We start from the raw sequence: 23,042 nt of genomic DNA, 5'->3' as shown, positions 1-23,042 counted from the left end.
TCTGTCTCCTTCGTCGGCGGCGGGAGCGGGCCGGGAGCCCGGCATCCCCATCTTCCCCCGCTCCGGGGCCCTCGGCTAGTGAGGCCAACCTAATCGCAGCAGGGAGAATTTATCTCGATATCAAGATAAATGTATCACTTCTGCGGCGCAGGATAGAGCGCACGCACGGCGAGCCACGTGACCGCGACGAGCGGCGCGAACAGCGGGAGACCCATTACGAGCTTGAGCGTGCCGAGGGCGGTCACGTCACCCGCGAAGTACAGCGGCAGCTGCACGAGGAGCCGAGCGGCGAACAGCCCGGCCCACGCGATCGACAGCCAGAAGAACGCCCGGCGCTTGCGCTTGTCGGTGCGCCAGCGCGTCCCCTCCCCCATCAGGAAGCCGACGGCGAGCCCGATCAACGGCCAGCCGACCAGCGCCGAGACCAGGAAGGCGGTGCCGTAGACGCCGTTGGTGAGGAAGCCCCAGACGAAGTTGTCTTCGGCACGTCCCGTCCACAGCGCGAGTGCGGCGGCGGCGACGGTCGCGATCAGCCCGCCGAGAGCCGCGCTGACGGGCTGCCGCTGCACGAGGCGCACGATCGTGAATACCGCGGCGAGACCCACCGAGACGCCGAGCGAGAGCACCAGCTCACGGGTGAACGTGAACAGGAGCACGAACGCGAGGCTCGGGAGGACGGATTCGAGGATGCCGCGCCAGCCGCCCATCGCGGACCACACGACGTGCCTCGTGCTCTTCCCCTCGGCCGGGTCCAGTCCCGCACGGCGGGCGGCGCTGCCCAGCGCCGCGCCCAGGACGTCCGGCGCGCTGGGCTCGGCCGCAGGCGGCGTGAGCGGGGCGGATGCCGCGTCCGAGGCATCCGCCCCGTTCTCGGCCCCGCCGGGTCGGGCGTCGTCGCTCATGCGACGCCGGGAGTCGCGGGCATGCGCAGCGGGATGAGGTCGCGCGGAGGCATCGGCGAGCCTCCGCGCACCACCACGATCGAGCGGAACAGCTCCTCGACCTTCGCGGCGGCCTCGACGTCGCTCGTCGCGGCACCGCCGATCACGCCGCGGAGGAACCAGCGGGGTCCGTCGACCCCGACGAAGCGGGCGAGCCGCTTCCCCGCCGTGCCTTCGGGCCCGGCGACGACAGGCACCTCGGCGAGCAGCTCGGGACCGAGCGGACCCTCGCGCTCCTCGACGCGCCCGCCCTGCTGGCGGACCTGCTGGCGGATCTGCTCGCGCGTCTCGTCCCACAGGCCCGCCGAGCGCGGCGCCGCGAACGGCTGCACCTGCAGCGTCGAGCCGGCGTAGTCGAGACCCACCGCGACGATGCGCTTGGTCTGCTCCTCCACCTCGAGGCGCAGGTTGAGTCCCTCGCGAGGCAGGATCTTGATGCCGCCGAGGTCGATGTAGGGCCGGACCGGGTTCGCCTCGGATTCGTCGAAGGGTCCGTCGGTCTCGCGGTCGAGGGGCGCGACCTTGCGCGGCCCGTCTGCGGAGGTGGGGTCGGTCATGCGAGGATTCCGTCCTTGTCGTGCTTCTGGTAGCCGGTCGAGCCGAAGCCGCCCTCGCCCCGGGCGCTGTCGGGGAGCGCCTCCACGGGGATGAAGCGGGCACGCGGCACCGGCATGACGATGAGCTGGGCGATGCGGTCCCCGACGGCGATGTCATGCGCATGCTCGGGGTCGGTGTTCAGGAGGATGACCTTGATCTCGCCGCGGTAGCCGGCGTCGACGGTGCCGGGGGCGTTCACCACGGTGATGCCGTGCTTGGCGGCCAGGCCGCTGCGCGGGACCACGAAAGCGACGTAGCCGTCGGGCAGTGCGATCCGCACGCCGGTGCCCACCATCGCGCGACGGCCGGGCTCCAGGCGCACCGCCTCCGCGGCGACGAGGTCGGCGCCGGCGTCCCCGGGGTGCGCGTACACCGGAACGTCGGGGGAGATAATGGGGACGTCCACCGTTTCAGTCACCCAACGAGGGTAATGCAGAAGACAGCGCGCAGTACCAGGGCGGCGAACGCCCGGACACCCGGCTATCGAGAGCGGCTCGGGCCCTCCCTGTGGATCCTCGTCGCGGCCGCCGTCGCCGCCCCGATGGCGGCTCTCGTGTTCACCCCCGTCGACGCGACCGCCGCGCTGCTCGTCGGCGGAGCCGTCGGCGTCCTCGCGATCGCGCTGCTGGTCGCCGCGGCGCCCGTCGTCGCCGTCCGTGACGGTGAGCTGCGGGCCGGACGCGCTCACATCGACGTCCGCCATCTCGGCGACCCGCAGGTCCACGTGGGCGATGACGCGCGGCACGCGCGAGGAGCCGGGCTGGACCCGCGTTCGTGGCATCTCATCCGGGGAGGGATCGACGGAGTGGTCGTGATCCCGCTGACCGACCCGGACGATCCGACGACCGCGTGGGTGATCTCCTCGCGGACGCCGGACCGGCTCGCTGCCGCGGTGCGGCAGGCTCAGGCTACGCGGAGCACTCCGAGCAGATAGGCCCGTCGGCGGTGTCGTGGTCGAGCTGCGAACGGTGCTTCACGAGGAAGCAGTTCGAACAGGTGAACTCATCCTCCTGAGGCGGCAGCACGACGACGTCGAGCTCGAGGTCCGACAGGTCGGCTCCCGGCAGCTCGAAGCCGGACGGGTTGTCGGCGTCCTCCACATCGACCGAGCCCGAGAGCTTGTCGGGAACGCGCTCCTTGAGAGCCTCGATCGACTCGCTGTCGTCCTCGGTCTTACGGGGGGCGTCGTAATCGGTGGCCATTCGTGAAGATCTCAACTTCCGGGTATCGCGGGATGCGCTCGCCCTTGCGGGCGGCGATAGTTTGCACGACCGCATCCCTTTTGGCAAATGCGATCTGGACGGGCCGCGGCGTGCGTTCCCGTGAAACTCGCGGCACGCGCCGGATATTCCCGGCGCACGCGATCCGCTGTGACACCATGGGGCGCACAGGCAGGATCGACAGCCATGAGCCCGGCGGGACCCACGCAGCCATGTGCCGGGCTGGAAAAGCGGAGGCGTTCGCATGGAACAGCTCAAGGTCATCGGCACCGAGGACGACAAGCTCATCCTGGCGACCGAGTCCGGAGACAGATTCGCGCTCGACGTCGACGACGTGCTGCGTGCCGAGCTTCGCAAGGCGCGCCGCGACCGCGACGGCGACGCGCAGGGCCCGCGGCCGAGTCCCCGAGAGATCCAGTCGCACATCCGTGCCGGCCTGTCGGCGCAGGAGGTCGCCGAGCTCCTGGGCGCCCGCGTCGAGGACGTCGTCCGCTTCGAGGGCCCGGTCCTCGCCGAGCGCGAGCACATCGTCGGACAGGCACTCGCGGTGCCCGTGCTGCTCGGCGGCGAGTTCGACGGCGACGGGCACGCGACGTTCGGCTCCGCCGTGCGCGCGAAGCTCGCCGAAGCGGGAGCCATCGGCGAACGGTGGACGAGCTGGAAGGAGCCGACGGGCTGGATCATCAAGCTCGAGTTCGCTGCCAACGACGTCGACCACGACGCGCGGTGGGGCTTCGACCCGCGCCGCTCGACGCTCTCGCCGCTGAACAACGACGCCGTCCAGCTCTCGCGTCAGGGCTCCCTGCCGGAAGGGCTCATCCCCCGGCTCCGCGCGCTCGAGGTGGTGCCTGCCAAGGACGACTCCCGCTTCGACAGCGGCGCCTTCGGGCCCCGTCATCTCCCCGACGCCGACCTCGAGTCCCCCGACCTGCCGGCGCCTGCTGCGCCGGCGGTGCAGCAGGCCGCGATCAAGCGCGCCGACGAGCCGATCGTGACGTCGGCTGAGACCGCCGACCTGCTCGAAGCGCTGCGACGCCGGCGAGGGCAGCGCGAGCCGCTGCCGGGCGCCGACGAGACCGCCGCACCGGCGCGCGGCTCGGCTCCCGTCGCGCTCTTCGACGCTCTCGAGCCCGGGTACGACGACGCACCGGCCGAGGAGCCGCAGCCCGAGCCGGCCGACTACCAGCCGTCGGCGCCGGCGGTCGCGGAGGCGGGTCGCCGCAAGGGGCGCACCTCGATGCCGTCGTGGGACGAGATCGTCTTCGGGGCGCGCACCGACGACTGACCGCGGCGACCAGCCCGACGGATCAGGCGAACGCCCCGAGGCGGATCAGCGGGACGATGCGCTCCTCGTCGGTGAGCGAGCCGTGCTGCCCGACCATCTTCTGCGGAGCCTTGTCGCTCAGCCGGTCGTCGTAGTACGCGATCCCGGCCCGCGGTGCGACCACCACGTCGCCGATCCGCTCGGCGACCTCCGGATGGACGACCCCCATCAGCCCGGACTCCGCGATCTCACGGCGCGAGAGCACCCACGAGCGCGCCCCCTCGGCGTCCCGCCACCGCGCGAGCACCGCATCGGCGGCGCCCGGTTCGGTGTAGAGATGCAGCATCCGCGGCTCACCGCCGAGGAGGTGCACGCCGTCCAGGAGCGGATCCCCGTCGGCGAGCAGAACGTGTCGATGGCGGGGGACGTCGATCATGCCGTGGTCGCTGGTCACGAGGACGCCGGTCCCGGGTGCGAGGGCCGACGAGAGGCTGCGGGCCGCGGCATCCACCCGTTCCAGCATCGCGACCCAGTCGTCCGACTCCCAGCCGCGCTTGTGCCCGATGCTGTCGAGATCGGGGGCGTAGAGGTACGTGAGGGATCCCGGATGCCGCGCCGCGAGGTCGGCGGCGATGCGCACGCGTTCATCGAGGTCGTCGGAGCCGTGGAACTCGGCCTCGCCGAGAGTCACCGCGGTGAATCCCGTGCCCTCGTACTCCCGGCGCGACACCGTGAAGAACGGCCTGCCGAGCGTGGCGGACAGGGGCTGTGCGCGCTGGAACGTCCGCGGCAGGCCGTCGGTCTCCCAGCCGCGGAGCTGGTTGACCACCGCATCGGTGCCCGGAACCCGCGCACGGTAGCCGACGATGCCGTGCTGACCGGGCATGGTGCCGGTGAGCAGGCTCGTGAGCGCCGCGGCCGTCGTCGACGGGAAGACCGTGCGAGCGGCGTCCTTCTTCGTGCGCGCGTCCGCGAGGAAGCGCGCATGCCCCGCCCGCGCAGACAGGTTGTGCGCTCCCAGGCCGTCCAGCACCCACACGATCGCACTCGTCGCCGGTGCGAGCCAGTCCGAGCGACCGTCGAGCGCCGCCGACATCTCGGGCACGACACGGGCCAGGCTCCGGGCGCGGGGCGGGTCCACGGGTAGGCTGAAGGACATCGGGGCCAGTCTCGCACACCGCTGAACGGCCTCTCCGCTCCGCCGTCACCCGAGGCTTCACACGTCTATGCCCGCTTCCCGCACCGACTCCGCATCCGCCGACCACGGCCGTATCGAGGACGTCGACGTCTCGTCCGAGATGCAGACGTCGTTCCTCGAGTACGCGTACTCGGTCATCTACTCCCGTGCGCTGCCCGATGCGCGCGACGGTCTGAAGCCCGTGCAGCGGCGCATCCTGTTCCAGATGTCCGACATGGGCCTGCGGCCCGACCGCGGCCACGTCAAGAGCGCCCGCGTCGTCGGCGAGGTCATGGGCAAGCTCCACCCGCACGGCGATGCACCCATCTACGACGCGCTCGTGCGCCTCGCGCAGCCGTTCTCGCTGCGCGTCCCGCTCGTCGACGGCCACGGCAACTTCGGCTCACTCGACGACGGTCCCGCCGCTCCCCGGTACACCGAGGCCCGGCTCGCCGCCGCCGCGCTCGCGCTCACCGAGAACCTCGACGAAGACGTCGTGGACTTCATCCCGAACTACGACGGACAGTTCCAGCAGCCGGAGGTGCTGCCGGCGGCGTTCCCGAACCTGCTGGTCAACGGCACGACGGGAATCGCGGTCGGCATGGCCACGAACATGGCACCGCACAACCTCATCGAGGTCGTCGGGGCCGCGACCCACCTGCTCGAGAACCCCGAAGCCACCGTCGAAGACCTCATGGAGTTCGTGCCCGGCCCCGACCTGCCCGGCGGCGGGATCATCGTCGGCGTCGACGGCATCAAGGACGCCTATACGACCGGCCGCGGCAGCTTCCGCACCCGCGCGAAAGTCTCGATCGAGTCGCTGGGCCCGCGCCGCACCGGCCTCGTCGTCACCGAGCTGCCGTACCTGGTCGGCCCGGAGCGCGTGATCGAGAAGATCAAGGACGCGGTCAACGCGAAGAAGCTCCAGGGGATCTCGGACGTCACCGATCTCACAGACCGTCACAACGGATTGCGCCTGGTCATCGGGATCAAGACCGGGTTCGACCCGCAGGCCGTCCTCGACCACCTCTACCGGCTGACCCCCCTCGAGGACTCGTTCAGCATCAACAACGTCGCCCTCGTCGAGGGGCAGCCGCAGACGCTCGGACTCCGCGAGCTGCTGCGCGTCTACCTCGACCACCGCATCAGCGTCGTCACCCGGCGCAGCCGGCACCGGCTCAACCGGCGCAAAGAGCGTCTGCACCTGGTCGAGGGCCTCCTCATCGCCATCCTCGACATCGACGAGGTCATCCAGGTCATCCGCGCCTCCGACGACGGCGAGCAGGCGCGTGGGCGACTCATCGACGTGTTCGACCTCTCGGAGGCCCAAGCCGAGTACATCCTCGAACTGCGGCTGCGGCGCCTCACGAAGTTCTCGCGCATCGAGCTCGAGACCGAGCGCGACAACCTCAAAGCCGAGATCGCCCAGCTCGAAGAGCTGCTGGCGAGCGACGTGCTGCTGCGTGCGCAGGTGGCACGCGAGCTCGACGCGGCGGCCGAGGCGTTCGGAACCCCCCGGCGCACGCTGCTGCTGAACGGCGGACCGGTCGTGCCCCGATCGCGGGCGGCCGCTGCGGCCGCAGACCTGCAGATCGCGGACGAACCGTGCCGGGTGTTCCTCTCGGCGACCGGGCGCATGGTCCGTGCCGCCCTTCGGCCGGCGCAGGAGTCGGGTTCCGAGGATCCCGGCGGTGGCATCGTGCCGCCGGCGCGACGCTCCAAGCACGACGCCATCCGGTCGGCCGTGGATGCGACGACCCGAGGCGATCTCGGCGCCATCACCAGCGCGGGGCGCCTGGTGCGGTTCTCCCCCGTCGACCTTCCCTCCGTGCCCGGCAACTCCGTCCAGCTCGCGGCCGGTACGCGCGCCGACCAGTACCTGGGCCTGAGCGGCGGTGAACACGTCGTGGCACTGGTGCCGCTGACGGATGCCCCGCCCGTCGCGATCGGAACGCTGCAGGGCATCGTCAAGCGCGTCGCGGCGACTGAGCTCGGGACCAAGCACGACATCGAGATCATCGCGCTGAAGGACGGCGATCGCGTGGTGGGCGCCGCCCCCGCTTCGGACGGCGCCGAGCTGGTGTTCGTCGCCAGTGACGCGCAACTGCTGCGCTTCGACGCGTCGTCGGTGCGCCCGCAGGGGCGTTCGGCGGGCGGCATGGCCGGCATCCGGCTGAGCGACGGGGCGCACGTCGTCTCGTTCGACGTCGTCGGGCCCTCGGAGTTCGACGCGGTCGTGGTGACCGTGGCCGGCTCAACGACCGCGCTCGCCGGCACCGACGCCGGCAGCGCCAAGGTGTCGCTCTTCAGCGAGTTCCCGGCGAAGGGCCGCGCGACCGGCGGGGTGCGGGCGCAGCGCTTCTTGAAGGGCGAGGACGCCGTGACGGTCGCCTGGGTGGGCACCGAGCCGCGTGCGGTCGGCACGGACGGGTCCGTTCGCGCGCTTCCCGCCTCCGGTGCCAAGCGCGACGCGTCGGGCGCAGCGCTGGACGGCGTGATCGGCTCGGTCGGCACCGGCGTGCGCTGACGCAGCGAGACGAAACGCGTGGGACTCGCGTCGGCTAGGTTTCGACTCGCTCCGCTCGCTCAACCTTGAGCCGGTGCGCGTCAACGCTCCTTCGTCGCATTGACCCGCACCGACTCAAGCGTCGATGCGCTCGCGTCCGAGGCGGTCGCTGGAGTCGATGATGAACTCCTTGCGCGGGGCGACGTCGTTGCCCATGAGCAGTTCGAAGACGGATGCCGCAGCCTCGGCATCCGTCATCCGCACGCGGCGCAGCGTGCGGCCGGCGCGATCCATCGTCGTCGTCGCCAGCTGATCCGCGTCCATCTCGCCGAGGCCCTTGTAGCGCTGGATCGGTTCCTGCCACCGCTTGCCGGCCTTGGTCAGCTTGGCCAGAAGACCGTGCAGCTCCTGCTCGGAGTACGTGTAGATCGTCTCGTTCGGCTTGGAGCCGGGGTTCATGACGACAACCCGGTGCAGCGGCGGGACGGCGGCGAATACGCGGCCGTCCTCGATGAGCGGGCGCATGTAGCGGAAGAAGAGCGTGAGCAGCAGCGTGCGGATGTGCGCGCCGTCCACGTCGGCATCGCTCATCAGGATGATCTTGCCGTATCGGGCGGTGTCGAGGTCGAACGACCGGCCAGAGCCGGCACCGATGACCTGGATGATCGCGGCGCATTCGGCGTTCGAGAGCATGTCGCTGATCGACGCCTTCTGCACGTTGAGGATCTTGCCCCGGATCGGCAGCAGTGCCTGGAACTCGCTGTTGCGCGCGAGCTTGGCGGTGCCGAGCGCCGAATCGCCCTCGACGATGAACAGCTCGGACTCGGCGACGTCGTTCGATCGGCAGTCGGCGAGCTTGGCCGGCAGCGACGACGACTCGAGGGCGTTCTTGCGCCGCTGCGTCTCTTTGTGCGTCCGCGCCGAGATGCGCGCCTTCATCTCGGAGACGACCTTGTCGAGCAGCAGCGACGTGTGCGCCTTGTCGTCGCGCTTGGTGGAGGTGAACCGCGCCGTCAGCTCGCGCGTGACGACGTTGGCGACGATCTGTCGAACCGCCGGAGTGCCGAGGATCTCCTTCGTCTGCCCCTCGAACTGAGGCTCGGCCAGTCGCACGGTCAGGACGGCGGTCAGGCCCGCGAGGATGTCGTCCTTCTCGAGCTTGTCGTTGCCGACCTTGAGACGGCGCGCGTTCTGCTCGATCTGCGTGCGGAGCACCTTCATGAGCGCCTGTTCGAAGCCCTGCTGGTGCGTCCCGCCCTTGGGGGTGGCGATGATGTTGACGAACGACCGCGACACCGTCTCGTAGCCGGTCCCCCAGCGCACGGCGACATCGACATGACACTCGCGCTCGACCTCGGTGGGGATCATCGCACCGGTCGGCTGCAGCACGGGCACCGTCTCGGTGAACGTCCCCGAGCCGGTGAGGCGCCACGTGTCGGTCACGGCGGCATCGGGAGCGAGGAACTCCGCGAACTCCGAGATGCCGCCGTCGAAGCGGTAGCTCGTCTCGACCGGGGCGCCGGTCTCGGCGGTCGACGCCGGGCGCTCATCGCGGATCACGATCTCGAGTCCAGGCACGAGGAAGGCGGTCTGCCGCGCGCGCTGCTCGAGTTCCTGGAGGTTGAACGCGGCGTCCTTCGTGAAGATCTGGCGGTCCGCCCAGTACCGGATACGTGTGCCGGACACGCCCTTCGGAGCGCGACCCACGACGCGCAGCTCGCTGCGATCCTCGAACGGCGTGAAGGCGGAGTCGGGGCTTCCGTTGGAGAACACGCCCGGCTCGCCGCGATGGAACGACATCGCCCACGTCTTGCCGCCGCGATCGACTTCGACGTCGAGGCGCTCCGAGAGAGCGTTGACGACGGATGCGCCGACACCATGCAGGCCGCCGGACGCGGCATACGAGCCGCCGCCGAACTTGCCGCCCGCGTGCAGTTTGGTGAACACGACCTCCACGCCCGAGAGCCCGGTGCGGGGTTCGATGTCGACGGGGATGCCGCGCGCACGGTCGCGGACCTCGACGCTGCCGTCGGTGTGCAGCACGATGTCGATGCGGCTGCCGTGGCCCCCGAGCGCCTCGTCGACGGAGTTGTCGATGATCTCCCAGAGGCAGTGCATGAGGCCGCGGGAGTCGGTCGAGCCGATGTACATTCCAGGCCGCTTGCGGACCGCCTCGAGGCCCTCGAGCACCTGGAGATGATGGGCGGAATACTCGGCGGTCACAATCTCCCATCGTAATCGCGAGCCTGCCCGGCGCAGGGTCGACACGCTCCCGAGGACCCGGGGCGTACGCGCTCAGCGAAATGTGCTCGGTTCGCGGCATTCTCGCATCGTGGCCGTGGTTGTATTTCATGACCGCAATGGAGTTCTACGCATACGAGGAGGGAACGAGATGACCACGCTTTCGACACCCACGGAGAACGCCGCCGTCCTCGAGTACCGCCTCACGGCGATGGACCGGTGCGACTCGTGCGGGGCTCAGGCCTATATCGCGGCCGAGGTCAATGGCAGCGAACTGCTGTTCTGCGCCCACCACGGCCGCAAATACGAAGAGAAGCTGCGTACCATCGCCACGTCGTGGCACGACGAGACCGAGCGACTTCAGGCCTGACCGCAGGCCGTGGCGGCGCCCATCCGGATCATCCGGTGGGCGCCGTTCTCGTTGTCAGCCCGAATAGACGCGCGGGATCAGCGGAGACACGCGCAGCAGCGGCTCCTCGCCGACAGTGCCCGCTGCTTCGCCGAGATCAGTGGTACTCGGCACGCCCTCGCCGGGCGCGCCGAAGATCATCACGTCGTCGCCGACGTGAGCGCCGTCCCACGCCTCGACGTCGGCATCGAACGGCCCGACGCGCAGCAGGAGGCGCGGCCCGGCGGGGGTCGCGACCTGAACGCGGCCGGCGAGCGTGGAGAGCACGCCGTCCGCCGCGCCGACGTCGATCGTCGCCCGGCCCGGGCTCACGCCCACGACTCGCGCGGCCAGCGTCGCGATCGGCTCGATCCCCGCCAGCTCCGGACCCTCCGCAGAGCGGACGCCGTAGCAGAACGCTCCGACTCGCACGAGGTCGTACCGGAATTCCGGTCGATGCCAGGCCGCGGCACTGGCAGCGAGGTGCCGGACATCGGGGTCGAGCCCGGCAGCGCGCGCGCGGTCCACGGCCGCGTCGAACACGGCGCGTGAGGTGTCGTCCTCGGCGTCGCTGGCCTCGGCGATGTGGCTCCAGATCCCGGCGACGCGGATCCGTCCGGCCCGCTGCAACTCGACAGCCCGCGCCACGACTTCGGGCCAGTCCTCGGGGCGCACGCCGTTGCGATGCAGCCCGGTGTCGACCTTCAGATGCACCGTCGCGGGCAGCCCGATGACGGACGACGCCGTCGAGACACGCTCCAGGTACGTCGCGTCGCCGATCCCGAGCTCCAGACCGGCCCGCAGCGCCTCCTCGGTCTCGTCGGCGCCGAGGGTGAGCCAGACGAAGACACGCGCCCGCTCCCCTGCGATCTGCTTGGCGCGCAGGGCGCTCGCAGGATCCAGTGCGCCGAACCACGTCGCGCCGGCCTCGAGGGCCGCCGTCACGATCGCGTCGACCCCGAGCGCATACGCGTCGTCTTTCACGACCACGAGCACCTCGGCCGGTGCCATGCGCGCCCGGACGACGCGGACGTTGCGCCGGAAGCGGTCGAGGTCGACCCGCAGCTCCGCGGTCATGCGGTCACCTCACGAGCGGTGTGCAGGCCGACCGCGGCCACGAGCTCGAGCTCGGTGAGCCCGGTCGCCCGCGCCCACGTCGCCGCGGCATCGGGGTGGTCCGGACCCAGGAAGACGGCTCGATCTCCCGGCGCGACGTCTGCGTCCTCGAGGTCGACCACGCAGACGTCCATCGCCACACGACCGATGATGGGCAGCTCGGCTCCGCCGATGCGCACCATCGCGCGACCGCCGATCGCGCGTGCCACGCCGTGGGCATAGCCGCCGGAGACGAGCGCGACACGGGTGTCCCGCTCGGCGCGATGGAGATAGCCGTACGAGACTCCCTCTCCCGCGAACAGCGGCTTGATCGAGAGGACCGGACCGGTGAGCGCGAGCGCCGGCGTACCGCGCCCCTCGAGTCCGAAGACGGCCTCGAGGGCGAGGACATCGCGGCCATGCCGGTCCGCAGCAGAGTCGGCGTCGGACAGGACGTACGCGGCTCCCGCCTCGAGTGCGGCGTCGGCGACGAGCCGGGCGCCGTGTCCGCATGCGTCCCGTCGCACGTCGACGGCGGCTGAGGGGTGCTCCCGCAGCGCGGCGCGGACGTTCGCCACGACGGCGGCGCGCGACACGCGCACGAGGGGCGCGCTCGCGCGCGGCTCGGCCACGATCATGCGTCCCAGCCTAGGTCGGCAGTGCCGGGAGTCCGCGGAGGCGTCATACGCCCATCGAGTTGAACACCTTGCCCGCGCGAGCCAGGATCGCCTCGCGGGCGCCGGCTGCGAGGCGGTCGATCTCGGCGTGCGCCTCGCCGGTGCGGTACTCGACGCCGCGGCGCGAGGCGGCGGCGCTCAGGAGCACGTCGGTCAGCTGCGGGTTGAGGGGCAGCACCGGGCCCTGGACGTTCAAGGCGTACGCGTCGCCGCGCCGCACGCCCTCGCCGCGACCCTGGGTGCGCGCGAACGATCCCTTGCCGGCCGTGACGACACCGTACTCGACGGCACCGTCGCCGAGCGTCCAGTCCGATGCGTGGTCCTCGAAGCCGACGAGGCGCCCGTGCTCGGTGTCGGCGACGACGTAGCCCACGCGACGGTCGCGGACCCGGTGCACCCGGAACGGGAACAGGCCGACGCCGGTGAGCGTCTCGCCCTCGAGCGTCTCGACGCTCTCGCCGAGCAGCTCGGCCCCGCCGCCGACGGCGAGGAGGGGCGCGCCCTGGGCCACGAGCGTCTCGAGTGACCCGGCCTTCTCTCGCAGGTCGGACAGCACCAGGCGCATGGCCGACAGGGGGCCATTGCCGATCACGACGATGTCGGTGTCGGCGGGGATCTCGTCACCCCGGCCGACGAGCACGCGGACGGCGTCCCCGCCGAACCGCTCCCAGCGCGCTTGGAGGGCGAGCACGTTGCCGCGATCGCCGGTGACTCCGAGCTCGTCGGCGTAGAGCTGTGCGATGCGAAGCGTCTGGCTCATCGGGACCCTCGATCCGCGGTGTCTCGGCGCGCCGCGCGGCGCGCGACCTCCTGGTCGCCGTGCCCGAGCAGGCGGCGACCCACGAACATGAGCTCATAGTTGACGAACCAGGTCTGGCGACCAGCCGCGGTGGGCGGAAGGCTCCGCATGTGCGCGACCGCCTTCTCCATGTCGGGCTCGACCATATCGATCGGGATTCCGGCGTGCTCCAGCCGCAGAGCGAGCTGGTAGGCCTTCTCGCCGGCGACGACGTCCACGTGCCCGATGGCGTCGAGGTCGACGTCATAGAGCCACGAGACGTCGGGCGTGCCCTCGTCGATCGCCATGAGCAACCGTTCCGGTGACCCGTCGAGCGCATCGAGATTCATCTGCAGACTCGGGCCGTTCTTGAACATCACGAACTCGACCTGTTCGCCGGCCGGATCGCCGTTCAGCGGGACGACCTCGCCGCGGCCGTACGCCGGCGCCATCCGCGCGAATCCGGACGCGGCATCGCCGGAGCGGAAGTCGTCGCCGAGCATGCGCGCGGCGACCGCGATCGCCGCTGCGGCATCGGCGGCGTAGTGCATACCGCGAGCCGGGATCCGGATGCCGAACCGCTCGTCACCGACAGTGACGGTGACGTCGCGGCCCGTGACGGCCGTCACCTCGGCGAAAGGCGAAAGCGTCGGGTGCGCGGCACCGGACTCGCCGCTGCGCAGATCGGCGGCGTTCGCCAGGCCGTGCGCCGAGGCGGCGACGAGCTCGGGGGCGACGCCGAAGTAGGAGACCGGGGCGCGCATCGCGCTCTCGTCGATCTTCGACAGGTAGGGATCGTCACGGTTGACGATGACGTGCGCGGACGCGCGCGTCGAGGCATCCAGCATCATGTCTGCGACGCGCTCGGTCTCGAAGAATCTGTAGAGCTGATCGACCTGCACGTTCAGCGACACGATGACCGAAGGCGACAGCAGGTCGGCCAGATCCGCGGCGAAGCCCTCGTCGACCTCGAGCACGGCGACATCGGCCTTCACGCGGCCGGTGAGCGTGGCCTCGGCGAGCATCGCGCTGGTGACACCCTGCGGCAGGTTCGCCCCGGTGGGGTTCGTGAACACGTTCAGGCCGTGGGCGCGCAGCACCTCGCTGATCATGTGCGTCGTCGTCGTCTTGCCGTTCGACCCGAGCACGAACACGACGCCGTGGCCGAACTGATCGGCGAGCGTCGGCAGCAGCGTCGGTGCCATCCGGTTGGTCAGGTATCCCGGGAACGCCGACCCGCCGCCGCGCAGGCGCGTCGCGAAGCGCGCGAGCTTGCCGGCGAGGACGGGCACGACGTACCGCAGGCCCGGCCGACGCGGGGCCGGGGCGTCCGCCTCGCTCACTCCAGGTAGTCCCGGAGGGACTGCGACCGGGACGGGTGCCGCAGCTTGGCCATCGTCTTGGACTCGATCTGGCGGATCCGCTCGCGCGTGACCCCGAACGTGTCACCGATCTGGTCGAGGGTCTTGGGCTGGCCGTCGCCGAGACCGAAGCGCATGCGGATCACGCCCGCCTCGCGCTCCGACAGCGAGTCCAGGAGCGACTCGAGCTGACGCTGCAGCATCGTGAAACCGACGGCGTCCGCGGGCACGACCGCCTCGGTGTCCTCGATGAGGTCGCCGAACTCGCTGTCGCCGTCCTCACCGAGCGGGGTGTGCAGCGAAATGGGCTCGCGCCCGTACTTCTGCACCTCGACGACCTTCTCCGGGGTCATGTCGAGCTCACGGCTCAGCTCTTCCGGCGTGGGCTCGCGCCCGAGGTCCTGCAGCATCTGACGCTGCACGCGCGCGAGCTTGTTGATGACCTCGACCATGTGCACCGGGATGCGGATGGTGCGGGCCTGGTCTGCCATCGCCCGCGTGATCGCCTGGCGGATCCACCACGTCGCGTACGTCGAGAACTTGAAGCCCTTGGTGTAGTCGAACTTCTCGACCGCACGGATGAGACCGAGGTTGCCCTCCTGGATGAGGTCCAGGAACTGCATGCCACGACCGGTGTAGCGCTTGGCGAGCGAGACGACCAGACGCAGGTTCGCCCCCAGCAGGTGGCTCTTCGCGCGCTGGCCGTCGCGGGCGACCCACTGCAGGTCCAGACCCAGCTGCGACGACTTCTCGGCCGCCGACATGTGCGACAGCTTCTCTTCGGCGAACAGACCCGCCTCGATGCGCATCGCGAGCTCGACCTCTTCGGCCGCGTTCAGCAGCGGCACCTTGCCGATCTGCTTCAGGTAGTCCTTGACGGGGTCGGCCGTCGCGCCGGTGATCTGCGTGGAGTAGACGGGGATGTCGTCCTCGTCGCTCGACGAGATGACGATCGCGCCCGTGGGCAGCGGCTCGGTGAACGCCGGCTTGGTGCTCTCCTCGTCGTCCTCCTCGTCGTCGGACGCGTTGGCTGCGCCCGCCGCGGGCTTGCCCGGGGCCTTCGCCGCGGCCGGCTCGGCGTCGTCGCCGGAATCCGACTCGTCGTCGGCAACGAGCTCGACGTCGTCGTCGAGCTCCTCGACGTCGTCCTCGAACTCGTCGTCGGCCTTCGCACCGCGCTTGGACGCCTTCTTCGGCGCGGCCTTCGCCTTCGCAGTCGACTTCGCCTTGGCGGGCTGCGCCTTCGGCGCGGACTTCTTCGCCGAGGGCGCGACCGTCGCCTCGTCCGTCTCGGTGTCCTTCGCGGCCGTGCTGGCCTTGGTCTTCGTGCCTGGAGTCACGTTTCGCCTTTCACCGGTCGACGTGCCGCGCACGCTCCGGTCGGTTTCGGACACTAGTAAGACCCTTGTCAAGTCCGCGTCTCGCAGAGAAACCCCGCGAAGACGGTTGACAACGGGTCAGAGCATCCAGTATCTCACACTTGCCGCGCGCCGCCAGCATCGCCCCACCACGGTCGGCGCGTCTCCGTCGGTGAAGACAACGCACCGGGTGGGCGCATCATTCCGCCGCGGGCGGATGCCGTCAGGCGCCGCGCTTGTCGTCGTCGCCCGGACGCGATGCCAGGAAGCGCTCGAGCTCGGCGGCGAGCTCGTCCGCGCTCGGCAGATCGCCGGTGTGGATCATCGGCGTGGCGAGGGTGGACCCGGCCATGTACGCGTCATAACGCTCTTCCAGCCCCTGCACCATGCGTGCGAGCTCCTCGCTGCCCGCGATCTGCTCCGACACTTTCTCGAGGTAGGCGCGGTTCTCGTCGCGCAGCTCGTCACCGGCGAAGACGAGTCCCGTCGCGGCGGTGAGGCTGTCCAGGGCCGCCAGCGCGGCCGCCGGATACTCGGTGTCGCCCAGGTAGTGCGGAATCAGCAGCACGAAGCCCGCGATCCGGGCCCCCGCTTCGGCCAGGCGGAACTCGAGGAGGTGACCGGCGGTCGCGGGGACCTGCGTGTGTGGCTGCCACACCGAGTGGGCCTCGGTGAGCTCGGAGCGGGTTCCGCTGACCGTCGTGCCGATCGGGCGGGTGTGCGGCACGGGCATGGGGATGGCGTGGACCCAGGTGACCGTCGACACGCCGTACGACTCCGCGAAGGCGACGACGGATGCCGCGAACGCGTCCCATCCGAAGTCGGGCTCGTACCCCGCGAGGAGGAGGAACGGCTGACCGAGTGAATCGTGAGCGAACGAGAGCTCGAGCCGCTGCGGGCGGTAGTCCGTCAGGTGGTCCTTCTCGAACGACACGATCGGCCGGCGCGCGCGGTAGTCCAGCAGGGAGTCGTTCGAGTACACCGCGAGCGGCGACGTCGACAGCTCATCGCGGAAGTACTCGATCAGACGGCTCACCGCGCTGCCCGCGTCGGTGAAGCCGGTGAGAGCGATCACGAGCGGCAGTCCGCGCGGGACCGGCGGCGCGGAGGCCGCACGCTCGTACAGCGGGCCGGGAAAGGGCATGGCTCAATGCTACGAGCCGGACGCACGCGCCGGGTCGCGGCCATCGCGCTCAGAGCGAACAGCCGGGTCGCAAGGTTGAGTGGTGCGACGAAGGAGCACGTATCGAAACCCGCCGGGTTGAGTGGTGCGACGAAGGAGCACGTATCGAAACCCGCCGGGTTGAGTGGTGCGACGAAGGAGCACGTATCGAAACCCGCCGGGTTGAGTGGTGCGACGAAGGAGCACGTATCGAAACCTAGGATGGAGTCCATGTCGCTCCCCGACCTCGAGTACCGCACCACCCCTGTCCGAGAGTCCGACGCAGACGCGATTCTCCTCGCGCTTCCCCCGCTCGAAGCCGACGATGCCCCCGATCTCGCCGACTGGCCGGGATTGCGGGATGCGCTGATCGCGGTGGGGTTCAGTGGTGGGGCCGGATCGCTCGTGCGCGTGCATGCACCCGAGGCGACGACGCACCCGCTCGCGGTCGTGGGAACGGGGGCGGCACCGAATGCCGGCACCCTGCGCAGCGCCATCGGAGCCGCCATCCGTGCCCTCACCGGGTTCGAGACCGTGGCCGTGGCCGCACCGTACGCGGACCCGGCGGAGTGGACCGCCCTCGCGGAGGGTGCCGCGCTCGGGGGCTACCGATTCGACGGGTACAAGTCCGACGCCCCGCCTTCCCGGGCCGCGCGCGTGATCGTGCACGGGACCGCCGATTCCGACGAGGACGCCCTGCGCGCCATCAGTGCCACGGCGTCCGCGGTGGCACTCGTCAAGGATCTCGTCTCGACGCCCGCCGAATGGCTCGGACCCGCCGATTTCGCTGAGCGCGCCGCCGAAGCCGTCAGCGAGCTTCCGGTGACGGTCGAGATCCTCGATGAGACCGCGCTGGCGGAGCAGGGCTACGGGGGGATCCTCGGAGTCGGCGTCGGCTCGGATCGCCCGCCGCGGCTGGTCCGCCTCGAGTACGCACCCGCGGGAGCATCCCGGCATGTGGCGCTCGTCGGCAAGGGCATCACCTTCGACACGGGCGGCCTCTCGCTCAAGCCCGCGGCGTCCATGGTCGGCATGAAGTACGACATGGCCGGCGCCGCGACCGTGCTCGGCGTGCTGCAGGCGGCGGCATCCATCGGCGCGCGGGTGAAGATCACGGCGTGGCTGTGCATCGCCGACAACATGCCGTCCGGACGCGCCACGCGACCCGGTGACGTGTTGCGCATGCTCGACGGCACGACCGTCGAGGTGCTCAACACCGACGCCGAGGGACGACTCGTGCTCGCCGACGGGATCGCCGCCGCGAGCCGCGAGCACCCGGACGTGATCGTCGACGTCGCCACCCTCACCGGCGCCATCACGATCGCCCTCGGCACGCGGCACGTCGGCGTCATGGGCGACGACGCCGCGACCGCCGCCTATCTCGCTGCGGCCGACGAGGCCGGCGAGCTCGCGTGGCGACTGCCGCTGCCCGATCACATGGTCGAGGAGCTCGACTCCCCCATCGCCGATCTGCAGAACGCCAAGATCGGCGATCCTGCGGGGGGATCCCTCTTCGCCGGGCTCTTCCTGCGCCACTTCGTGGGTCGCACCGGCGAGGACGCCGACGCCCCGCGCATCCCGTGGGTGCACCTCGACATCGCGGGTGCCGGCAACACCAAGAGCGCATACGGCTTCACCGACAAGGGGCCCACCGCGGCGACCGTCCGCAGCCTCGTCCGCTTCGTCATGACAGAGGAGTCACGATGACCGATCACACCTTCGACCTCGTCGTCCTGGGCGGCGGCAGCGGCGGGTACGCCGCAGCGCTGCGCGCCGCCGAGCTCGGCAAGTCCGTCGCCCTCATCGAGAAGGACAAGGTCGGCGGCACGTGCCTGCACCGCGGCTGCATCCCGACCAAGGCGCTCCTGCACGCGGCCGAGGTGGCCGACACGGCACGGGATGCCTCGGCCATCGGCATCCGCGCGTCGTTCGAAGGCATCGACCCGGTCGGCGTGCGCGCCTACCGAGAGGGCATCGTCGCGAAGAAGTACAAGGGCCTCGAAGGCCTCGTGAAAGCGCGCGGCATCACCGTGGTCCCCGGCGAAGGGCGCCTGGAGTCCGGACCGGCCGTCCGCGTCGGCGACGACCTGTATCGCGGCACGGACGTGGTGCTGGCGACCGGCTCCTACAGCCGCACGCTCCCCGGCCTCGAGATCGGCGGCCGCATCCTCACGAGCGAGCACGCGCTCGAGCTCGACGAGGTTCCCGGGCGCGTCGTCATCCTGGGCGGCGGAGTCATCGGCGTCGAGTTCGCCAGCGTCTGGCGGTCCTTCGGCGCGGAGGTCACCATCGTCGAGGCCCTCGACCATCTGGTGCCCAACGAGGACGTCGCGTTGAGCAAGGCGCTCGAGCGCGCGTTCCGGCGCCGTGGTATCCAGTACTCGCTCGGAGTCCGATTCCAGGGCGTGAAGCAGACCGCCGACGCCGTGACGGTGACGCTCGAGGACGGGAAGACCTTCGAGGCCGACTACCTGCTCGTCGCCGTCGGGCGAGGCCCCGCGACCGCGGGACTCGGGTTCGAGGAGTCGGGCGTCACGATCGACCGTGGGTTCGTCATCACCGACGACCGTCTCCGCACCGGAGTGGACCACGTCTGGGCCGTCGGCGACATCGTCCCGGGCCTCCAGCTCGCCCACCGCGGGTTCCAGCAGGGCATCTTCGTCGCCGAGGAGATCGCGGGCCTCGACCCGGTCGTGATCCCCGACGCGCAGATCCCCAAGGTCACCTACAGCCACCCCGAGGTCGCGTCGGTGGGCCTCACCGAGGCGCAGGCGACCGAGGCGCACGGCGCCGACGGCGTGGTCGCGTACGAGTACAACCTCGCGGGCAACGGCAAGAGCGAGATCATCGGCACCGGCGGTCTCGTGAAGGTCGTGCGGGCGAAGTCGGGCCCGGTCCTCGGCGTCCACCTCGTCGGCGACCGCGTCGGCGAGCTCATCACCGAGGGTCAGCTCGCCGTGGGGTGGGAGGCGCACCCCGAGGACATCGCGCCGTTCGTCCACGCCCACCCCACGCAGAGCGAAGCGCTCGGCGAGGCGTTCCTCGCACTTGCGGGCAAGCCGCTGCACGCGCTCTGACGCTCAGGCAGCCCACGATCACTAAGCTAGATCCGATATCCATTCCGAAGGAGACATCGTCATGAGCACTTCCGTGGTCCTCCCCGCTCTCGGTGAGAGCGTCACAGAGGGAACGGTCACCCGCTGGCTCAAGAAGGTCGGCGACACGGTCCAGGCGGACGAGGGCCTGCTCGAGATCTCCACGGACAAGGTGGACACGGAGATCCCTTCGCCGGTCAGTGGTGTGATCGAAGAGATCCTGGTCCAGGAGGACGAGACGGTCGAGGTCGGCGCGATCCTCGCGAAGATCGGCGACGGCAGCGCCGCGGCGCAGTCGCCCGCGCCGCAGGACGCCGCCGAGGCCCCCGCCGCCGAGGCACCCGCCGCTGAAGCCCCCGCGGCCGAGGCCCCCGCCCCTGAGGCACCCGCCGCCGAGGCACCCGCCGCTGAGACCCCTGCTCCTGCTCCTGCTGCCGCTCCGGCCGCGCAGGCCTCTGCGGCTCCGGCCGCCGCTGCCGGGGGCAAGGACGTGGTCCTTCCCGAACTCGGCGAGAGCGTGACCGAGGGAACCGTCACCCGCTGGCTCAAGCAGGTGGGCGACGACGTCGCCGTCGACGAGCCGCTGCTCGAGATCTCGACCGACAAGGTCGACACCGAGATCCCGTCGCCGTTCGCCGGCGTGCTGCAGGAGATCCTGGTCGCGGAGGACGAGACCGTCGCCGTCGGCTCGCCGCTCGCCCGCATCGGCGAGGGCGGTGCCGCGCCGGCCGCCGCGGAGGCTCCGGCACCGGCAGCCGCCCCGGCACCGGCCGAAGCAGCGCCTGCTGCGCCGGCTCCCGCAGCACCGGCTCCCGCAGCACACGGCTGCGGAGGCTCCGGCACCCGCAGCACCGGCTGCGGCTGCCCCGGTGGCCGCTGCGAGCGACGATGGCGACGGTGTGGCCTACGTCACGCCGCTCGTCCGCCGTCTCGCGCAGCAGCAGGGCGTCGACCTCTCCAGCGTCAAGGGCACCGGCGTCGGAGGACGCATCCGCAAGGAGGACGTGCTCAAGGCGGCCGAGGCCGCCACCGCACCGGCCGCTCCGGCGGCCGCCGCGCCGGCACCGCTCGAGGTCTCGCCGCTGCGCGGCACGACCCAGCCGATGTCGCGTCTGCGCAAGGTGCTCGCCGAGCGCGCGGTCGCCTCGATGCAGTCGACGGCTCAGCTGACCACCGTGGTCGAGGTCGACGTCACGAAGCTCGCCGCGTTCCGCGACAAGGTGAAGGGCGACTTCCAGGCCAAGACGGGCGACAAGCTGTCGTTCCTGCCGTTCTTCGCGCTGGCTGCCGCCGAGGCGCTGCAGGCCTACCCGGTCGTCAACTCCACGGTGGACGGCGACCAGATCGTGTACCCGGCGACAGAGAACCTCTCGATCGCCGTCGACACCGAGCGCGGCCTGCTCACGCCGGTGCTGCGCGACGCCGCGGGCAAGAACCTCGCGCAGATCGCCCATGAGATCGCCGATCTCGCGGCTCGCACCCGCGACAACAAGCTCAAGCCCGACGAGCTGGCCGGCGGCACGTTCACGCTGACGAACACGGGATCGCGCGGCGCCCTGTTCGACACGCCGGTCGTGTTCCTCCCCCAGACTGCCATCCTCGGCACGGGTGTCGTCGTCAAGCGCCCCGGCATCGTGACGGTCGACGGCAAGGACGCCATCTCGGTGCGCTCGTACGTGTATCTCGCGCTCTCGTACGACCACCGCGTGATCGACGGAGCCGACGCGGCGCGCTTCCTGGGCGCGGTGAAGACCCGTCTCGAGGCGGCGGCCTTCGAGGGCCAGCTCGGCATCTGACCCGATCCCGACGGAGCGGTTCTACGGCTGCTGCGCGACGTCATGGACGTCGCGCAGCAGCCATTTTCCGTCGTGGCGCGCGACCACCACGAGCTGCGCGGGCAGCGAACCGTCGACGGCGTCGACGCGGAGCACTGCGACGTCGCCGAAGTCGTCCAGCAGTGTGACAGCGCGCTCCGCGTGCGGCACGTCGATCACGCCCGCAGCGAACGGCGTGGTGGGATCCGCGACGACGCCATCGAGGCAACCGGCCTCTCCCGCGCAGGTCGTGCGCGCCTCGAGGAGCGCCACCGTCGCCGTCGCCGGATCGCCGGACGCCGGTGCGGAGGGCACCGGCGTCGCGGTCGCCCCGTCCACCGGTGAGTCGGCCGCCGGCTCGCCCGCAGCTGCCGTCGCGTCGGCGCCTGCCGGAGCGTCCGCGGCGGGTGGGTCATCGGCACTCGCCACGCCGCCCGCTGCCGGCCACAGCGCACCGCCGGCGAGGACTGCCGCTGCGACGGCGCCCCCGACGAGCAGCGGCGCGCGACGGGAGCGCGACGGTGTGCGCACGCGCCGCCACACCGCCGTCGTCGCGCGCGACACCGTGTCGGCGAGATCGGCGTCGACGCTCCCGATGAGCGACTGCCACAGCGGCCGTGGCGCGGCGTCGTCCGTCCGAAGCGCCGGCACCCGCGGCTCCGGCGCGACCTCGACGGCCCGGCGAGGACTGAGGCTGATCGTGCTCAGCGGCTCGGGAGCCGCGGCGGCGAAGAGCAGCTCCTCGGCGTCGACGAGGTCGCGCGCCGTGACGCGATCCGCCGACACCGCGTCGACCGCGGTGTCCCACGCCCGCCGCAACCCCGGATCGACGACCGCGGCGCCGAGCACGGCCGCCGCAGCGGCGAGCCCGGACTGCGCGGATGCTTCTGTCGCCAGCAGGGGTCGGCCGGCGTCGTCGAGCCACCACTCCCCCGTGACGTGGGGCTCGTCCAGGATCTGGACGCATCCTCGCAGAATGCTCACGCCGAGCGTGACGGCTTCTCCCGGCGGAAGCGCGGACCGGGCGCTGCGGCGGCGGACGAAGTCCTCCAGGCGCTCCGTGCACACGGGCAGGAGCACGTCGTGACCGCCGGCCTTCCTCACGAGATCGACGGGCGTCAGCACGTGTCCGTCCGGCGCGGCATCCCATCCGCGCCAGTCGGGCCCGAGCACCCGCGCATCCACGAGGACGCGGACAGAGCCCGACGACAGGCGCACCAGCACGCCCGGCCAGGGGCCGTCCTCCCGTTCTCGCACCGCCCGGATCTCGTGGAACGGCGAGCGAAGGGCACTCTCATCACGGGTCACCCGCCCAGTGTCGAACCGACCGCGGCGGCCGGACGGGCACGGCGCGGCTTCTGTGGACGG

20 protein-coding genes and 1 pseudogene are annotated in these 23,042 nt (G+C 71.1%); 8 read left to right on the top strand and 13 right to left on the bottom strand.

Features of this window, described 5'->3' with window-relative positions; translation table 11 throughout:
- Nucleotides 1–134 precede the first annotated feature (134 nt).
- Genes IM778_RS08625 through dut form a run of 3 tightly spaced genes read right to left on the bottom strand, consistent with a single transcriptional unit; the run spans nucleotide 135 to nucleotide 1,956 of the window.
- Nucleotides 135–902 (bottom strand): DUF3159 domain-containing protein, encoded by a 768-nt coding sequence (locus IM778_RS08625; RefSeq protein ID WP_194411591.1) that lies wholly within the window; start codon nucleotides 900–902, stop codon nucleotides 135–137.
- A complete protein-coding gene (locus IM778_RS08620) occupies nucleotides 899–1,498 on the bottom strand; it encodes a DUF3710 domain-containing protein (RefSeq protein WP_194411590.1) in 600 nt (199 codons plus the stop codon). Before IM778_RS08620 ends, IM778_RS08625 begins: the two co-directional genes overlap by 4 nt.
- Entirely contained in the window at nucleotides 1,495–1,956 is a 462-nt protein-coding gene (gene dut, locus IM778_RS08615) for a dUTP diphosphatase (RefSeq protein WP_194411589.1), read from the bottom strand. The genes IM778_RS08620 and dut overlap by 4 nt, the downstream gene beginning before the upstream one ends.
- A 12-nt stretch (nucleotides 1,957–1,968) precedes the next feature.
- Between dut and IM778_RS08610 the strand changes: the two genes are divergently transcribed.
- Complete coding sequence (locus IM778_RS08610; RefSeq protein ID WP_194411588.1) at nucleotides 1,969–2,472, top strand: DUF3093 domain-containing protein; 504 nt, start codon at nucleotides 1,969–1,971, stop codon at nucleotides 2,470–2,472.
- On the opposite strand, the gene IM778_RS08605 is transcribed toward IM778_RS08610, so the two are convergent.
- Complete coding sequence (locus IM778_RS08605) at nucleotides 2,447–2,740, bottom strand: DUF4193 domain-containing protein (RefSeq protein ID WP_127817896.1); 294 nt, start codon at nucleotides 2,738–2,740, stop codon at nucleotides 2,447–2,449. The genes IM778_RS08610 and IM778_RS08605 overlap by 26 nt on opposite strands.
- A 262-nt stretch (nucleotides 2,741–3,002) precedes the next feature.
- On the opposite strand from IM778_RS08605, the gene sepH reads away from it, so the two are divergent.
- A complete protein-coding gene (gene sepH, locus IM778_RS08600) occupies nucleotides 3,003–4,043 on the top strand; it encodes a septation protein SepH (protein WP_194411587.1) in 1,041 nt (346 codons plus the stop codon).
- Between the two features lie 22 nt (nucleotides 4,044–4,065).
- Here the strand turns inward: sepH and IM778_RS08595 are convergent, their stop codons facing one another.
- Nucleotides 4,066–5,181 carry an alkaline phosphatase family protein gene (locus IM778_RS08595; RefSeq protein ID WP_194411586.1) on the bottom strand — a complete coding sequence of 372 codons (1,116 nt, stop codon included), beginning with the start codon at nucleotides 5,179–5,181 and terminating at the stop codon, nucleotides 4,066–4,068.
- A gap of 67 nt (nucleotides 5,182–5,248) precedes the next feature.
- Here IM778_RS08595 and IM778_RS08590 point away from each other — a divergent pair, with 67 nt between their 5' ends.
- Entirely contained in the window at nucleotides 5,249–7,726 is a 2,478-nt protein-coding gene (locus IM778_RS08590; protein WP_194411585.1) for a DNA gyrase/topoisomerase IV subunit A, read from the top strand.
- 114 nt (nucleotides 7,727–7,840) lie between these two features.
- On the opposite strand, the gene IM778_RS08585 is transcribed toward IM778_RS08590, so the two are convergent.
- A complete protein-coding gene (locus IM778_RS08585) occupies nucleotides 7,841–9,928 on the bottom strand; it encodes a DNA gyrase/topoisomerase IV subunit B (RefSeq protein ID WP_420488849.1) in 2,088 nt (695 codons plus the stop codon).
- Nucleotides 9,929–10,097: 169 nt separating this feature from the next.
- Here IM778_RS08585 and IM778_RS08580 point away from each other — a divergent pair, with 169 nt between their 5' ends.
- On the top strand, nucleotides 10,098–10,316 hold the full coding sequence (locus tag IM778_RS08580) for a DUF7455 domain-containing protein (RefSeq protein WP_194411584.1): 219 nt from the start codon (nucleotides 10,098–10,100) through the stop codon (nucleotides 10,314–10,316).
- Between the two features lie 54 nt (nucleotides 10,317–10,370).
- Here the strand turns inward: IM778_RS08580 and IM778_RS08575 are convergent, their stop codons facing one another.
- From IM778_RS08575 to IM778_RS08550, 6 genes are all read right to left on the bottom strand, one after another.
- Nucleotides 10,371–11,411 carry an alanine racemase gene (locus IM778_RS08575; RefSeq protein ID WP_194411583.1) on the bottom strand — a complete coding sequence of 347 codons (1,041 nt, stop codon included), beginning with the start codon at nucleotides 11,409–11,411 and terminating at the stop codon, nucleotides 10,371–10,373.
- Nucleotides 11,408–12,067 (bottom strand): alanine racemase C-terminal domain-containing protein, encoded by a 660-nt coding sequence (locus tag IM778_RS08570; RefSeq protein ID WP_194411582.1) that lies wholly within the window; start codon nucleotides 12,065–12,067, stop codon nucleotides 11,408–11,410. The genes IM778_RS08575 and IM778_RS08570 overlap by 4 nt, the downstream gene beginning before the upstream one ends.
- 43 nt (nucleotides 12,068–12,110) lie before the next feature.
- Nucleotides 12,111–12,866: a type 1 glutamine amidotransferase gene (locus tag IM778_RS08565; protein ID WP_194411581.1), complete on the bottom strand. Its 756-nt coding sequence runs from the start codon at nucleotides 12,864–12,866 to the stop codon at nucleotides 12,111–12,113.
- A complete protein-coding gene (locus IM778_RS08560; protein ID WP_194411580.1) occupies nucleotides 12,863–14,227 on the bottom strand; it encodes a MurT ligase domain-containing protein in 1,365 nt (454 codons plus the stop codon). The genes IM778_RS08565 and IM778_RS08560 overlap by 4 nt, the downstream gene beginning before the upstream one ends.
- Nucleotides 14,224–15,585: an RNA polymerase sigma factor gene (locus tag IM778_RS08555; protein ID WP_194411579.1), complete on the bottom strand. Its 1,362-nt coding sequence runs from the start codon at nucleotides 15,583–15,585 to the stop codon at nucleotides 14,224–14,226. Before IM778_RS08555 ends, IM778_RS08560 begins: the two co-directional genes overlap by 4 nt.
- A gap of 241 nt (nucleotides 15,586–15,826) precedes the next feature.
- Nucleotides 15,827–16,747 carry a PAC2 family protein gene (locus IM778_RS08550; RefSeq protein WP_194411578.1) on the bottom strand — a complete coding sequence of 307 codons (921 nt, stop codon included), beginning with the start codon at nucleotides 16,745–16,747 and terminating at the stop codon, nucleotides 15,827–15,829.
- Between the two features lie 249 nt (nucleotides 16,748–16,996).
- Between IM778_RS08550 and IM778_RS08545 the strand changes: the two genes are divergently transcribed.
- The 4 genes and pseudogenes from IM778_RS08545 (at nucleotide 16,997) to sucB (ending at nucleotide 21,656) form a co-directional block, all read left to right on the top strand.
- Complete coding sequence (locus IM778_RS08545) at nucleotides 16,997–18,472, top strand: leucyl aminopeptidase (protein WP_194411577.1); 1,476 nt, start codon at nucleotides 16,997–16,999, stop codon at nucleotides 18,470–18,472.
- Complete coding sequence (lpdA, locus tag IM778_RS08540; protein ID WP_194411576.1) at nucleotides 18,469–19,842, top strand: dihydrolipoyl dehydrogenase; 1,374 nt, start codon at nucleotides 18,469–18,471, stop codon at nucleotides 19,840–19,842. The genes IM778_RS08545 and lpdA overlap by 4 nt, the downstream gene beginning before the upstream one ends.
- A gap of 61 nt (nucleotides 19,843–19,903) precedes the next feature.
- A pseudogene (locus IM778_RS17750) lies at nucleotides 19,904–20,506 on the top strand (biotin/lipoyl-containing protein); the annotation flags it as partial.
- Between the two features lie 70 nt (nucleotides 20,507–20,576).
- Nucleotides 20,577–21,656 carry a 2-oxoglutarate dehydrogenase, E2 component, dihydrolipoamide succinyltransferase gene (gene sucB, locus IM778_RS17745; RefSeq protein WP_228484809.1) on the top strand — a complete coding sequence of 360 codons (1,080 nt, stop codon included), beginning with the start codon at nucleotides 20,577–20,579 and terminating at the stop codon, nucleotides 21,654–21,656.
- Nucleotides 21,657–21,677: 21 nt separating this feature from the next.
- On the opposite strand, the gene IM778_RS08530 is transcribed toward sucB, so the two are convergent.
- Entirely contained in the window at nucleotides 21,678–22,982 is a 1,305-nt protein-coding gene (locus IM778_RS08530; protein ID WP_194411575.1) for a hypothetical protein, read from the bottom strand.
- Nucleotides 22,983–23,042 lie beyond the last annotated feature (60 nt).

This window comes from Microbacterium cremeum, from assembly GCF_015277855.1.
In the GTDB taxonomy this organism is placed as follows: domain Bacteria; phylum Actinomycetota; class Actinomycetes; order Actinomycetales; family Microbacteriaceae; genus Microbacterium; species Microbacterium cremeum.
Note: the sequence above shows the minus strand (reverse complement) of the source record. Positions and strands in the feature narration are given on the sequence as shown.

Excerpts from the sequence above, each read along its gene's own strand:
- IM778_RS08625 (WP_194411591.1), bottom strand. The coding sequence starts at position 902 with ATGAGCGACGACGCCCGACCCGGCGGGGCCGAGAACGGGGCGGATGCC.
- IM778_RS08620 (WP_194411590.1), bottom strand. The coding sequence starts at position 1,498 with ATGACCGACCCCACCTCCGCAGACGGGCCGCGCAAGGTCGCGCCCCTC.
- IM778_RS08610 (WP_194411588.1), top strand. The coding sequence starts at position 1,969 with ATGCAGAAGACAGCGCGCAGTACCAGGGCGGCGAACGCCCGGACACCC.
- IM778_RS08605 (WP_127817896.1), bottom strand. The coding sequence starts at position 2,740 with ATGGCCACCGATTACGACGCCCCCCGTAAGACCGAGGACGACAGCGAG.
- sepH (WP_194411587.1), top strand. The coding sequence starts at position 3,003 with ATGGAACAGCTCAAGGTCATCGGCACCGAGGACGACAAGCTCATCCTG.
- IM778_RS08595 (WP_194411586.1), bottom strand. The coding sequence starts at position 5,181 with ATGTCCTTCAGCCTACCCGTGGACCCGCCCCGCGCCCGGAGCCTGGCC.
- IM778_RS08590 (WP_194411585.1), top strand. The coding sequence starts at position 5,249 with ATGCCCGCTTCCCGCACCGACTCCGCATCCGCCGACCACGGCCGTATC.
- IM778_RS08580 (WP_194411584.1), top strand. The coding sequence starts at position 10,098 with ATGACCACGCTTTCGACACCCACGGAGAACGCCGCCGTCCTCGAGTAC.
- IM778_RS08575 (WP_194411583.1), bottom strand. The coding sequence starts at position 11,411 with ATGACCGCGGAGCTGCGGGTCGACCTCGACCGCTTCCGGCGCAACGTC.
- IM778_RS08570 (WP_194411582.1), bottom strand. The coding sequence starts at position 12,067 with ATGATCGTGGCCGAGCCGCGCGCGAGCGCGCCCCTCGTGCGCGTGTCG.
- IM778_RS08565 (WP_194411581.1), bottom strand. The coding sequence starts at position 12,866 with ATGAGCCAGACGCTTCGCATCGCACAGCTCTACGCCGACGAGCTCGGA.
- IM778_RS08550 (WP_194411578.1), bottom strand. The coding sequence starts at position 16,747 with ATGCCCTTTCCCGGCCCGCTGTACGAGCGTGCGGCCTCCGCGCCGCCG.
- IM778_RS08545 (WP_194411577.1), top strand. The coding sequence starts at position 16,997 with ATGTCGCTCCCCGACCTCGAGTACCGCACCACCCCTGTCCGAGAGTCC.
- lpdA (WP_194411576.1), top strand. The coding sequence starts at position 18,469 with ATGACCGATCACACCTTCGACCTCGTCGTCCTGGGCGGCGGCAGCGGC.